Here is a 12,653-nt window from a genome sequence, read left to right as displayed (position 1 = left end):
CCCGCAGGTGTCCGTAAGTACACGGGAGATTTTCACCGCCCCTGAATTGACACGGCATCACGTGCCCAGCACAATAGGCGCGTTTCTCGGCGGGGCGACGGAAAACACCTTGGAACCTACGGTGTGCGCCCGCTACCCAGAAGTCGAACATGGTACGCGCTGGCTAAAAAATCAGGGCGTGCACGATGTTCGTTTGACGGGTAGCGGCGCCTGTGTTTTCGGGCTGGTAGCGGATAATATCTCCGCACAACAAATTGCTGCGCGGGTGCCTGCCCCCTGGCGCGCATGGTCCGTGCGTGGATGCAACAGGCATCCACTGTACGATCTTGCCGAGCAATGATTATTGGGGCGTAGCCAAGCGGTAAGGCACCGGATTTTGATTCCGGCATTCCCAGGTTCGATCCCTGGCGCCCCAGCCAAATTGTCCTCGGACTGTTTTGCCACCTGCGAAAGAGAGTAAAGACATCACATGGCCCACGGCAATCTCATGGTCTTCAGCGGGAACGCCAATCCCATTCTGGCTGCTCAGGTGGCGCGCTTCCTGCAGATTCCCATTGGTCGTGCCGAGGTGAGTTCTTTCAGCGACGGCGAAGTCTTCGTCGAAATATTGGAAAATGTGCGCGGCCGGGACGTTTTCGTGCTCCAGCCCACCTGTGCGCCCACCAATGACCACCTCATGGAACTACTCACCATGATTGATGCGCTCAAACGCGCATCGGCCAATCGCATTACCGCCGCCATGCCTTATTTCGGCTATGCCCGACAAGACCGCAAATCACGCTCACGCACGGCCATCACCGCCAAACTGGTTGCCGACCTGATTACCACTGCAGGCGCCAATCGGGTCCTGACGATGGATCTGCACGCCGACCAAATTCAGGGCTTCTTTGACGTACCGGTTGATAATATTTACGCCTCACCCATTCTCCTAGGCGACATTTGGCGCCAGAGCTACCCAGAACTGATTGTGGTTTCTCCCGATGTGGGCGGCGTTATCCGCGCCCGCGCCATCGCTAAACGACTCGAAGTGGACCTCGCCATTATCGACAAACGGCGGCCGCGCCCCAATGAATCCGTCGTCATGAATATTATCGGCGATGTGGCGGGCCGCACCTGCGTCATCGTGGACGACATGGTCGATACGGCCAACACGCTCTGTGAAGCGGCCCATGCCCTCAAGGCACAAGGTGCAGTCAAGGTCTGCGCCTACTGCACCCATCCGGTTCTGTCTGGCCCAGCCATGGAACGCATCGAACGGTCCGACCTGGATGAACTGGTCGTCACCGACACCATACCGCTCAGGCCGGATGCCCGAGCCAGCGGTAAGATTCGCGTACTGTCCGTTGCCGAGCTGTTGGCCGAAACCATCCGCCGGATCGCGGAAGAGGATTCCGTCAGCTCGCTGTTCATGGATTGATGCCGCTTACTGACCTTGCGACCGGACGTTAGCCATTGTATGATCTCCGCTCTATCAATGGTGGCTGTAGCTCAGTCGGTAGAGTCCCGGATTGTGATTCCGGTTGTCGCGGGTTCGAGCCCCGTCAGCCACCCCAAATAAAACAAGGAGTTAGGCAATTATAGCCTAGCTCCTTTTTCGTTATTCGGAAGAAGGGATACCCCGTTCAGAACCAAACATTCCGAACCAAAGCGGAGGCATTGGAATGGGCTACGGTTGTCGAGTCAGAAATGGTGAGAGGCATCTGGCGGAACCGCGTCGAGGCTGAATCCACCACCCTACGGGAGGCCTTGGAACGCTATCTGGTTGAGGTATCGCCGCTCAAGAAAAGTCACAAGCAGGAATCCTACCGCATTACGGATTGGAAACAACGCCCCATCGCTCAACGTTATCTGGCGTCCATTCGGGGCAAGGACGTTGCGGACACAGTCAGGGAGATGCAATCAGAGGGTAAATCAGCCAACACTATCAGCCTGCACTTGGCCATTTTATCCCACCTATTCACCATCGCCCGAAAAGAATGGGGCATGGAATCTCTCGTCAACCCGGTCGAGCTCGTTCGTAGGCCGAAGAAACCACAAGGACGTGATCGCCGACTTGTCGACGACGAGGAACAACGACTCCTGGATGCCTGTCGAGCCACCAATCCCGAACTGGCACATATCGTAACCATTGCCATCGAAACGGCCATGCGCCAAGGCGAGATCATCGGCATGACTTGGGATCTGGTGGATTTGAAAAGACACACTGTCACACTGTTAACCACCAAAAACGGCTCGAAACGTATCGTACCGCTATCCAACACAGCCGTCGGCACACTACAGGGCATGCCCCGCCGTATGGATGGTAGAGTCTGGACATATACCCAAGATGGCCTGAAATCCTCCTGGATTAAGGCCGTTAAACGCACCGCAATCGATGATCTAACATTTCACGATCTGCGACACGAGGCCACTAGCCGGCTTTTCGAAAAAGGGTTTAATCCGATGAAGGGTTTAATCCGATGGAAGTCAGCAGCATTACGGGGCATAAAAACATGCAAATGCTCAAGAGATACACCCACCTTAAGGCAGAAGACCTCGCAAAACGCATGGGATAACAACATTATCTCCATCAAATCGGGAGAATTAGGATTAGTGCCTGGATCGTATTTCAACGAAGGTTCGGAACGACGCGAAATCCAATGGCGCGCCTGCGGGGATCATCTTCATGCCGTTTCCCAGGCAGAAGATCTGGTCTGCCACGCATCCAGACATCGAACAGCACTCTTGCCACACGACACGCTGAAGGTTCAACCCGTGTCCCGTGTGGCAGATGACAGTCTGCACCCGCTGACAGCCTGACGAATTCTGCTTCCCGTGCTATAACAACACAAAGAAACAGAAGGAAGCACCATGCCGCGCGGACCAGCCAAGAAAGCCAAGAGCGAAGACACCAACCAGAGCCTCGAATCCAAACTCTGGGCCACCGCCGACAAGCTGCGTGGGCATCTGGACGCCGCCGACTACAAGCATGTGGTATTGGGCCTCATTTTCCTGAAGTACATCTCGGACCGCTTCGCCCAAAGGCATGCGGAAATCGTCCGGGAAGAGGCCGGAACTTACGCAGCAGAAGACCGCGACGAATACACGGCGGAAGGCGTGTTCTGGGTGCCCTTATCGGGCCGTTGGGACAGGGTGCAGGCCGCCGCCAAACAGCCGGACATCGGCAAGCGCATCGATGAGGCCATGACCGAGATCGAGCGGGAAAACCCCCATCTAAAAAACATCCTGCCCAAGGGCTATGCTCGCCCTACCCTGGATCAGCGCCGCCTGGGTGAACTGGTGGACCTCATCGGTACCATTGGCCTCGGCACGGCGGAACATCAGGCCCGCGACACCCTGGGCCGCGTCTATGAATACTTCCTGGGCAGGTTCGCCAGCGCGGAAGGCAAGCGCGGCGGTGAGTTCTACACCCCGGCTTCGGTGGTCAGAACCTTGGTCACCATGCTGGCCCCCTACAAGGGACGCATCTATGACCCCTGTTGTGGGTCCGGCGGCATGTTCGTCCAGTCTGAAAAGTTCATCGAAGCCCATGGCGGCAAGGTGGGCGACATCAGCGTCTATGGTGAGGAATCCAACCCCGACACCTGGAAGCTGGCCCTCATGAACCTCGCCATTCGCGGCATCGAGGCCGATCTGGGACTGGAAGCGGCGGACACCTTTCACAAAGACCTGCATCCCGACCTGCGGGCCGATTACATCCTCGCCAACCCGCCCTTCAATATATCGGATTGGGGTGGCGATCTGCTGCGGGACGACAAACGCTGGCAGTACGGCGCACCACCCACCGGCAACGCCAACTTCGCCTGGGTGCAGCACATGGTCCATCACTTGGCCCCCTACGGCATCGCGGGCTTCGTGCTGGCGAACGGATCCATGTCCTCCAACACCAGCGGCGAGGGCGAAATCCGCAAGAACCTCATCGAAGCCGATCTGGTGGACTGCATGGTGGCTATGCCGGGCCAGCTTTTCTACAGCACCCAGATCCCCGTCTGCCTGTGGTTTCTGGCGAAGAACCGGGATGACGGACGCGGCATGGCTGGCAAGGAACTGTTTGAACGCACCGGCGAAGTGCTGTTCATTGATGCCCGCAACATGGGTTTCATGGCCGACCGCACCCATCGGGAACTGAGCGACGAGGACATCCAGAAGATCGCCGATACTTACCATAACTGGCGGGGTGATGGTAACGGGGAATACGAAGACATTCCCGGCTTCTGCAAGGCGGCCAGCCTCGATGAAATCCGCAAGAACGGCCACGTCCTGACGCCGGGGCGCTATGTGGGTGCGGCCGCCAAGGATGACGATGACGAGCCGTTTGAAGAAAAGATGGCGCGGTTGACCAAGGAACTGTCCGCACAGTTGGCGGAAGGACGGCGGCTGGAAGAGGAGATGCTGAAGAACTTTCGGGTGCTGGGGTATGAACTGTGAGCGTAGATCGTGACCGTGGGGTGGCCATAGTCAATGAGGTAATGGCCCCCTTGGATGGGGACACCGTATTCGGGCAGCGTTGGGGTAACGGTGATCTCATCAAGATTACGGCAAAGGAATTGAGCGCCCTGACGGAAGGCAAGATACTGGCCCTGGATGTCGAGGGTGAGTATGTGGTGTATCTTCAACTGGATGAAGAATCCGAGGATTGAGCCATGCTACAGACCATTGAAGTGGAAATTGATACACAGGGACAGGTGCATCCCGTGGGGTTGAACAAGCCGTTGCCGCCAGGCCGCGCCTTGCTGACCTTGCTGACGCCGCCTGCCAACGAAGAATCGCTGCTTTCGGAATCCGCGCTGGCTGAAGATTGGTTGAAACCCGAAGAGGATGCGGCATGGGCCTACTTGCAGCCGGTCAGGTAGTGGTGCTGCCCTTTCCGTTCTCTGACCTCTCACGAAACAAGTATCGGCCCGTACTGGTGCTGGCTGATGCGTGTCGTGGCGACTGGATTGCCTGTCAGATCACCAGCAATCCTTATTCCGATCCTCGCGCCATCGCGCTGACGGAACTGGACTTTGCGAACGGCAGACTTGCGCACACCAGCTATGTGCGTCCCGGCAAACTCTTCACGGCTCACGCGGACTTGATGGAACAAATTGTGGGCACGGTGAAACCTGACTTTCTGAATCGGGCGCGGGAAGCGGTAATCCAGGTGATTCGGGGGAAGCCATGATCCGCGAACTGGATACCGTCATGCTCATCAAGGACCGGCCTAGCGAGGGCTTGGTGAAAGGTGATGTGGGGTCTGTGGTATTCATACATGAGGGCGGCAAAGCCTTCGAGGTTGAGTTCCTAACTATGACCGGGGACCCTTTGGGGGTGCTGACCTTGGCAGTGGATGAAATCCAGCCTGTCTCGGCGCGGGATGTGCCGCATGTGCGGGTGGCGTAGCATGCTGGTACAGGATTGCTTTCTAAAATGAAGTCTATAGATTTTGAATATGGTGATAAAGATAATGGTTGGATAGAAACAGATGTTGCCTCTTTTGCGCCGTTTGTCTATGGAAAAAGCCTTCCAGAAGACAGGCGAAGTCTTCATGGCCAAGTTCCAGTATATGGGTCAAACGGTGTCATTGGTTTTCATGACACGCCGTTGGTCAGCAATCCGACCGTGGTTATTGGAAGAAAAGGGACCGTAGATGCGGTACATTTTTGCAAAAGTGGGTGTTGGCCTATAGATACAACATTTTATTTCACAGATACAGACCTCGAGTCTACTAGGTATGCATATTATGTCTTAAAATCTCTAGGTCTAAATAAAATGAACTCAGATAGCGCTGTCCCCGGACTAAATCGGGACAATGCTCACACAAGAATAATACGAATCCCAACTTCCACCACAGAACAACGCCGCATCGCCCACATCCTGGGCACCCTGGACGATAAGATCGAGAACAACCGCAAGACGGCGAAGACCCTGGAAGCCATGGCGCAGGCCATATTCAAGTCGTGGTTCGTGGATTTCGACCCGGTACGCGCCAAGATGGCCGGGGAATCCAGGGAGAGCATCTGCAAGCGGCTGAAGATCACGCCAGAGATTCTGGACCTGTTCCCTGACCGGCTGGTGGACTCGGAATTGGGGGAAATTCCTGAGGGGTGGGAGGTTGGAACAATCATTGACATTGCCACAATTTCTAGTGGCAAGAGACCAGAAAACAGACTAGAGAGGCCATCAGAAGACGCCCACATACCGCTTTGGGGCGGAAATGGGCCTATTGGGTTTGTAACCGAACCATTGATTTATGAATCGTGCATTTTGACAGGTCGGGTAGGAACCCTAGGAACATTTTTCCGCATAAATACGCCTTGCTGGCCTTCGGACAACACCTTAATTATTCGGGCCATTAAAAATGCATATTATGAGTATGTTTTTTTTAATATTTCTCAAATTGACATGACCTTACTAAATAGGGGGTCAACTCAGCCCCTGCTAACGCAATCAGACCTAAGTTCTCAGCCTATAGTAATTCCAAGTTCTGACATTATTGGTTCTTTCCATGACGTCTCATATACACTTTTGCAGTACGCTAATTTTTTCTCCTTAAATTATAGTTATGTGGTCATCGCCCGAGACACCCTACTCCCAAAACTCATATCCGGCGAAATCCGTGTACCGGAAGCCAAATATTGTGTGGAAGCGGCGATGAGCGGTGAGGTTTAGGGTATGGCCAGCATTATACAGCTACGGCGAATGAGTGCTCAAAAGGAGGCGCGGCCATGAGCCTATTAGGATGGGCGACATTGGTATTGGCTGGAGCCACAACCATATCTGTTGGGTTCACCGCATGGATGGCCAGTAAGACATCTCAACTAGCTGAGGCTAATGAAAAGCTTCTTGAGCAAAACGAAAGGCACCATATAATTGATGTAAGACCAATAATCCTCATTGAATCAAAATTCAATTATGAGTTGATGGAAAACCGTAGAAGCCTATTAAAACCGGTCCATCCATCTGACTGGTCTGCCATATTCCCAGGGATGCAAAGCAATTTCGTACTGATGGGCTTTGAGTCTGCACTTAAAAACATAGGCACAGGTGTGGCCATGAATCCGACCATGCTCATTCGATTCGAGAATAGCGCCGTAAAGGAGCTTGAGACTGATTTCTCACCCGTAGCCGCTGGTTCATCATTGCCGTTGGAAAAGATTGTATTCAGTGCCCGCCTCGATAGCGCATTCCTTGATCAGAATCGAAGATTCAAGCCTGAAGAATATCAGCATCTAATCGGACAATCCTGGGATATATTCATTAGGTATTACGACATTTACGGTAACGTCTATTATACCAGGCATCCAAAAGATCCGAACCAAAGATGGACCAATCTTGGCGAACGCGGTGAGGACATACCACCCGGAAAAAGTAAGGCTGAAATGGAGGCCGAACTTGCGATGTTGACTAGCACTTCATCTGATTACAGGGAGGTGCGATGACTAAACTCAACGAATCCACCATCGAACACCACGCCATCGCCCTGTTCAAGGAACTTGGCTACGCCTACGCCTTCGGTCCCGACGTCGGCCCGGACGGCAACCAAAAAGAACGCGAAGACTACGGCGAGACCCTGCTGCTGGAACGCCTGCGCACCGCCATCCACACGCTCAATCCCGCCGTCCCTAAAGACATCCGCGACGAAGCCTTGCGCATGGTGCGGAACGCCGCCCACGGCGGTCTCGTCACGCAAAACAACCTCATCCAGCGCATGCTGGTGGAAGGCGTGCGGGTGGCGCATCAGGTGGATGGCGAAGAGCGCGGCATCATCGTTCGCTTGCTGGATTACGATCACCCCGAAAAGAACGATTTTCTGGTGGTCAACCAGTACACCGTTATCCATAACCGCATCAATCGCCGGGCCGACCTGGTGGTCTTTATCAATGGCATGCCCCTGGGCCTCTTTGAACTCAAAAACATGGCCGACGCCAACGCCACCACCCGCAAGGCATGGCACCAGTTGCAAACCTATCAGGCGGATATTCCCAACCTCATGGCCTACAACGCCGTGCTGGCCGTCAGCGATGGCCTCAAGGCCGCCATGGGCTGTCTGGGTGCCCCTTATGAACGCTTTCTGCCCTGGAAGACCATCGACGGGCAGGAACTCATGGACCGGGGGGATGATCCTCTGCGCTTTCTGATTCACGGCATCTTTGCACCCCGCCGCTTTCTGGACCTGCTGCGGTACTTCATCGCCTTTGAAGACGATGGCCGCAAACTCAGCAAAAAGGTGGCCGCCTATCATCAGTTCCACGCCGCCCAGAAGGCCCTGCTGACCACATTGGCCGCTGCAGGCATCGGCGGCGACCGCCGGGGCGGTGTGGTCTGGCATACCCAGGGATCCGGCAAGAGCCTCACCATGCTCTTTTTCGCGGGCATGCTCATCCAGCACCCGGCTCTGGAAAACCCCACCATCCTGATGCTCACCGACCGCACGAACCTGGACACCCAGTTGTTCGACACCTTTGCGGCGGGCAGCCAGCTTTTACGGCAAGACCCGCAACAGGCCGACAGCGTCAGTGATCTTCGAGAACTGCTACAAAGAGCTTCCGGTGGGGTGATCTTCAGCACCATCCAGAAATTCCAGAAAGACCGCAACGAACCCCAGGGCAAGCACCCGGTATTGTCCGATCGGAAGAACATCATCGTCATGGTGGACGAGGCCCAGCGCAGCCAGTATGAGATTCTGGATGGTTACGCCGCCAACCTGCGGGCGGCATTGCCCAACGCGACCTTCGTGGCCTTCACCGGCACCCCGCTGGAACTGGATGACCGGGATACGCGGGTGGTGTTCGGGGACTACATCGACATCTATGACATCCAGCGCGCAGTCGAGGATGGCGCCACCGTCCCGATTTATTACGAAAGCCGCCTGGTGCGCCTCAACCTGCCGGAAGACCAGCGCCCCCTCATCGACAGCACTTTTGAGGAAATCACCGAAGACGACGAGCAGGAAAACAAGGAACGCCTCAAAACCCGCTGGGCGCAACTGGAAGCCCTGGTGGGCGCCCCCAAGCGGGTGGAACAGATTGCCGCCGATCTACTGGACCATTGGGAAAAGCGTAAAAGCATCCTGTCCGGCAAGGCCATGATCGTCGCCATGAGCCGCCGCATCGCAGTGGAACTCTATGACGCCATCATCAAGCTGCGTCCCGACTGGCACAGCGAAGACGACACACAAGGTCGCATCAAGGTGGTCATGACCGGTTCCGCCAGCGATCCTATCTCATGGAAACCACACATTCGCACCAAGGCGGGCAATGAAGCCATAGCCGACCGGCTCAAAGACCCGAATGATCCCCCTGCCGGGGTGCAATCCCTGGAAATCGTCATAGTCCGGGATATGTGGCTGACCGGCTTCGACGCCCCGGCGCTGAACACCCTCTATGTGGACAAGCCCATGCGCGGGCATAGCCTCATGCAGGCCATCGCCCGGGTCAACCGGGTCTTTACCAACAAGTCCGGTGGGCTGGTGGTGGACTACATCGGCATCGCCCAGGACCTGAAAAACGCCATCGCCACCTACACCCGTTCCGGCGGCAAGGGCAATCCTGCGGAAACCGTGCAGGCCGCCATCCAGGTGCTGCTGGAAAAACTCGACATCTGCCGCAGTATTTTCCACGGCTGTGACTATCAGGATTATCTGACCGGCGACGGGTCGGAAAAGGTGGCCACCCTGCGCAAGGCCACCGAATTCATTCTGTCCCAGGAACTCACGGAAGACGGCCTCAAACGCCGTTTCCGCAATGCCACGTCCGGCCTTAGAAAGGCGGCGACCCTGGCGGCGGGCGATGATGTGGTGGAACGCTGCCGCACCGAGATCGTGTTCTTCCTGAGCGTCCGCGCCACCCTGGACAAGACCAGTGACGCGGAATCCCTGGTGGAAGAGCAGGAATACGCCATCCGCCAGTTGATTGACCAGTCCATCGCCCCGGAAGGCGTGGTGGACCTCTATGCCGTGGCGGGCCTGCCCAAAAGCGAAATATCCTTGCTGTCTGATGAATTCATCCAGAGAATCGAGGCCATGCCCGAAAAGAATCTGGCCCTGGAAATGCTGCGCCGCCTGTTGCAGGACAAAGTGCGCAAGGAAGGCAAAGGTAATCTGATCCAGAGCAAAGCCTTCTCGGAACGGCTGGAAGAGGCCCTGCGCAAGTACCATAACCGCTCGGTGGATACCGTCGAGGTCATGCAGGAACTCATCGAACTGGCGAAGGCATTACAGGCGCTGGATCAACGTCATGCGGAACTGGGCCTCAGCAAGGACGAGGCGGCCTTTTACGACGCCCTGGCGACCAACGATTCCGCCGTGCAGGCCATGGGCGACGATGCCCTGAAAATGATCGCCAAGGAAGTGGCCGATACCGTGCGCCAGAACACGCGCATCGACTGGTCCATCCGGGAACAGGCGCGGGCGCATCTGCGAAGGATGGTGAAGCGGGTTTTACGGAAACATGGTTATCCGCCCGACATGCAGGAAGGGGCGGTGAATATGGTTATTGAACAGGCCGAGGGGTTGGTGGGGTAGTCTACAAATGCACCTGAACGTTTCCGCAATAGTGAGAGAAAGACAATGCCATCGACAATAGGCTGTTTGGCGCATCTATTCACAATTATTACGTGTGTTACGGCAATCTTTGCGCTGATGATCGGTATTTATCAATTCGCGGCCAAGGCGAGAAATCCTGCGCGCTGGTCAGGCGGTACACGCAATTGGACACCCGTCGGGGCGGTAGATCTGAACCCGCAGCGACAGGATAAAAAGGCCGCTTAAAAAATGGGTGACGCGACAACTACCTTGACAGACGCCGCCATCTTCCATGTGTACCTGACAACGGAGGAGATCGATCTCGATCACATTGCCGAGGCGAAAGGACACACCATAGCTCGGTAGCAGGTGTCTCAGTGGGGTAGTGATGGCCTCCCCCAGTAGTTCCCCGGTGGCCACCTGATAAAGCAAAGGCTGAAAGAGATGGTAGTTATGCTGATCGACAAGGGTGATGGCAAAGCCTTTACCCCGGAGCCCTTGGGCTACGGTTAATCCCGCACCCCCCCCACCGAGGATAAGAACCCGTTCAGTCATGAGTGGCTTCAAATGGTACGCGTTGAGACACGCTGGGGCGGCTGTTGCGCCACGCCAGCCAGAGCAGGGGTATTGCCCATAGTGCTGAAAACGTGTAAATCTTGCCAAGAGATTCCCACTGCTGTAGTGGCCCAAGTCCGGATGAACCAATACCCTCGCCGATCATGAGTGCGCCCACCAGCAGGCCGGCCATTTGGGTCCCCTCTTTGGGGTGCGCGGCGATGCCGTAGGCCATGCTGTAGGGATAATAAATACCACAGGCGATTCCAGCGCTGGTGAAGGCCATCAGCAGCCCGGTTGCCGACTGCAGGTGCGGAATGACGACAAAGCAGATGGCCATTCCCAAGGGTGCCAGCAGATAGGCGAGTCGACGGTGAATCCAGTGGTTGGGGATAGCTCCAAAGATAAAGCGCGCTACCGTCATCCCGCCCCAGAAGAGAGACAATGCTAGGGCGCCAGTCGCAGGAGGAAGATGCCGATCAACACTCACCAGCACATTCGCCCAACTGCCAAAGCTGCCTTCGCAAATGGCGTAAATGACGACAGCCATCGCAAAAGGCGTCATCGAACGCCGCCAAGCGCGCATCCCACCTAGTTCCTGGTTGTCGTGGTCTTTCGCCAAAGGGAGCAACAAAAGGCACAACCACAATGCCAGTATGACGACTGGCCACAGCACCCACGATACCCAGTGTTGAAAACCATCGAGAATTATTGGTGATACAGCTGTTGCCCCGCCGATCACCGCATTCAGGATGGTAACTGCGGCGGCTGCAGCCCCCGCGAAAAGGAGAGAAGCGGCGCGGTTGATGGCGGCATTGGTCAGACCAAAGCCCGTACCCAGCATAAAAGTTTCTGCTAGCAACAGTAAGACGATGGGTAAGCCAGAAGTGAAAAAAGCGGCCACCAGCAAGGCCATGGCCACGGCGTTGGTCAGGGCGCCCAGACGAAACAATCCGGCACTACCAAGTCGCTTGTGAATGGCTCCTGCGCTAATCGCGGCGAATACTGCACCGATAATTTCTGGAAAATAGAGCAGGCCATAGGTGGCATTACTCATATCGTAGGGCGCGCTGCGCAATGTGGTACCGAGCGCCGGAATCAGTACAAAGGCGGCGCCCTGCAGAAAACCCGCACAGAAAACGGCCGTTGTGCCGCGTTTCATGCGCTTTTGATCTGTCGGCGGATGTGGCTGCCGACCCGCAATGCATTGGCTATGATGGTCAGGGAAGGATTCACTGCACTGATGGATGGCATGAAACTGGCGTCCACGACATAAAGATTTTCCAGATCATGGGCTTTGCAGAAGGGGTCCAGAACGCTCTCACTCGGGTCTTCGCCAAAACGACAGGTACCGACTTGATGAGCCGTGGCAGAAATATCCATGGCCTGAAAAAACACCCCGAAAAACCCGAATTTTTTTAGTAGTTCCCGCCACTTGTGGCAAAGTCGCTGATGACTTTCTCGATTTTTGGGATTCCAGGTGAGGCGGATGGTGCCATCTTCGTCCAGCGAAACACGATTAGTGGGATCTGGCAGATCTTCGGTGGTCAGCCACCAGTCCACCGAATGACTGGCCGCCCAAGCCGTGGCGGGG

Annotated in this window: 12 protein-coding genes, 2 tRNA genes and 2 pseudogenes; 13 read left to right on the top strand and 3 right to left on the bottom strand. The window is 55.8% G+C overall.

What is annotated here, in order from left to right:
• From ipk to HF921_RS07590, 13 genes and pseudogenes are all read left to right on the top strand, one after another.
• Window positions 1–340 (top strand): annotated as a pseudogene (ipk, locus tag HF921_RS07650) (4-(cytidine 5'-diphospho)-2-C-methyl-D-erythritol kinase); the annotation flags it as partial.
• A gap of 4 nt (window positions 341–344) precedes the next feature.
• Window positions 345–419: transfer RNA gene (locus HF921_RS07645), tRNA-Gln, on the top strand.
• A 50-nt stretch (window positions 420–469) separates the two neighbouring features.
• Window positions 470–1,417, top strand: coding sequence for a ribose-phosphate pyrophosphokinase (locus tag HF921_RS07640; RefSeq protein ID WP_064219214.1), 948 nt, complete (start codon window positions 470–472; stop codon window positions 1,415–1,417).
• Window positions 1,418–1,477: 60 nt separating this feature from the next.
• Window positions 1,478–1,553: transfer RNA gene (locus HF921_RS07635), tRNA-His, on the top strand.
• Between the two features lie 193 nt (window positions 1,554–1,746).
• Entirely contained in the window at window positions 1,747–2,799 is a 1,053-nt protein-coding gene (locus HF921_RS07630) for a site-specific integrase (protein WP_226834394.1), read from the top strand.
• Between the two features lie 51 nt (window positions 2,800–2,850).
• Window positions 2,851–4,428 (top strand): class I SAM-dependent DNA methyltransferase, encoded by a 1,578-nt coding sequence (locus HF921_RS07625; protein ID WP_215893616.1) that lies wholly within the window; start codon window positions 2,851–2,853, stop codon window positions 4,426–4,428.
• Window positions 4,425–4,640, top strand: a complete 216-nt coding sequence (locus tag HF921_RS07620; RefSeq protein ID WP_215893617.1) for a hypothetical protein — start codon at window positions 4,425–4,427, stop codon at window positions 4,638–4,640. Before HF921_RS07625 ends, HF921_RS07620 begins: the two co-directional genes overlap by 4 nt.
• Before the next feature lie 3 nt (window positions 4,641–4,643).
• Window positions 4,644–4,853 carry a hypothetical protein gene (locus HF921_RS07615; RefSeq protein WP_215893615.1) on the top strand — a complete coding sequence of 70 codons (210 nt, stop codon included), beginning with the start codon at window positions 4,644–4,646 and terminating at the stop codon, window positions 4,851–4,853.
• The gene (locus tag HF921_RS07610; RefSeq protein WP_215893614.1) at window positions 4,826–5,164 is read left to right on the top strand and encodes a type II toxin-antitoxin system PemK/MazF family toxin; all 339 of its coding nucleotides are present in this window, start codon (window positions 4,826–4,828) and stop codon (window positions 5,162–5,164) included. Before HF921_RS07615 ends, HF921_RS07610 begins: the two co-directional genes overlap by 28 nt.
• Window positions 5,161–5,382, top strand: coding sequence for a DUF4926 domain-containing protein (locus HF921_RS07605; RefSeq protein WP_215893613.1), 222 nt, complete (start codon window positions 5,161–5,163; stop codon window positions 5,380–5,382). The genes HF921_RS07610 and HF921_RS07605 overlap by 4 nt, the downstream gene beginning before the upstream one ends.
• Before the next feature lie 27 nt (window positions 5,383–5,409).
• Window positions 5,410–6,651: a restriction endonuclease subunit S gene (locus tag HF921_RS07600; RefSeq protein ID WP_215893612.1), complete on the top strand. Its 1,242-nt coding sequence runs from the start codon at window positions 5,410–5,412 to the stop codon at window positions 6,649–6,651.
• A 56-nt stretch (window positions 6,652–6,707) separates the two neighbouring features.
• Complete coding sequence (locus tag HF921_RS07595) at window positions 6,708–7,421, top strand: hypothetical protein (RefSeq protein ID WP_064218034.1); 714 nt, start codon at window positions 6,708–6,710, stop codon at window positions 7,419–7,421.
• Window positions 7,418–10,504: a type I restriction endonuclease subunit R gene (locus tag HF921_RS07590; RefSeq protein WP_215893611.1), complete on the top strand. Its 3,087-nt coding sequence runs from the start codon at window positions 7,418–7,420 to the stop codon at window positions 10,502–10,504. The genes HF921_RS07595 and HF921_RS07590 overlap by 4 nt, the downstream gene beginning before the upstream one ends.
• 303 nt (window positions 10,505–10,807) lie before the next feature.
• On the opposite strand, the pseudogene HF921_RS07585 reads toward HF921_RS07590, so the two are convergent.
• From HF921_RS07585 to HF921_RS07575, 3 genes and pseudogenes are all read right to left on the bottom strand, one after another.
• Window positions 10,808–11,059, bottom strand: a pseudogene (locus tag HF921_RS07585) (FAD-dependent oxidoreductase); the annotation flags it as partial.
• The gene (locus HF921_RS07580) at window positions 11,052–12,221 is read right to left on the bottom strand and encodes an MFS transporter (RefSeq protein ID WP_064218031.1); all 1,170 of its coding nucleotides are present in this window, start codon (window positions 12,219–12,221) and stop codon (window positions 11,052–11,054) included. The pseudogene HF921_RS07585 and the gene HF921_RS07580, both read right to left, overlap by 8 nt.
• Window positions 12,218–12,653, bottom strand: a 436-nt coding sequence (locus tag HF921_RS07575; protein ID WP_264318190.1) for a GMC oxidoreductase, incomplete at its 5' end; no start/stop codon positions are given. The genes HF921_RS07575 and HF921_RS07580, both read right to left, overlap by 4 nt.

Source organism: Acidithiobacillus ferriphilus (assembly GCF_018854775.1).
In the GTDB taxonomy this organism is placed as follows: domain Bacteria; phylum Pseudomonadota; class Gammaproteobacteria; order Acidithiobacillales; family Acidithiobacillaceae; genus Acidithiobacillus; species Acidithiobacillus ferriphilus.
The sequence above is the reverse complement of the archived record's forward strand: the minus strand, read 5'-3'. Positions and strand labels throughout refer to the sequence as shown.